This is a genomic window from Cellulomonas sp. P4_A2 (assembly GCF_056402515.1).
Genome location: NZ_JBFUHG010000234.1, coordinates 1 through 364 on the forward strand (window position 1 = coordinate 1; position 364 = coordinate 364).

A 364-nucleotide genomic window follows, 5' to 3' on the forward strand; every position below is an offset into this window, starting at 1 on the left:
GCCATCCACCCGCTGCCGATCGCGGCGTTCGCCAACATGATGGCGATGTCCAAGAACAACGACGAGCCCCAGAAGGCGTCGCGTCCGTACGACACGGGCCGTGACGGCTTCGTGCTCGGCGAGGGCGCCGGTGTCGTCGTCCTGGAGTCCGCGGAGCACGCGGCCGCGCGTGGCGCCAAGGTCTACTGCGAGGTGCTGGGCCAGGGCCTGTCCGCGGACGCCCACCACATCGCCCAGCCCGAGCCGACCGGTCGCGGTATCGCTGCCGCCATGCAGAACCTGCTGGACCAGACGGATCTCAAGCCGTCGGAGGTCGTGCACCTCAACGCGCACGCCACGTCGACGCCGCAGGGCGATGTCGCGG

The 364-nt window shown here is 70.6% G+C and carries 1 protein-coding gene; it reads left to right on the forward strand.

Translation table 11 applies throughout. The annotated features are described in order from the left end of the window. Positions 1 to 364: beta-ketoacyl synthase N-terminal-like domain-containing protein (locus AC1DUE_RS20865; protein WP_477041301.1), on the forward strand; the 364-nt coding region annotated here is incomplete at both ends.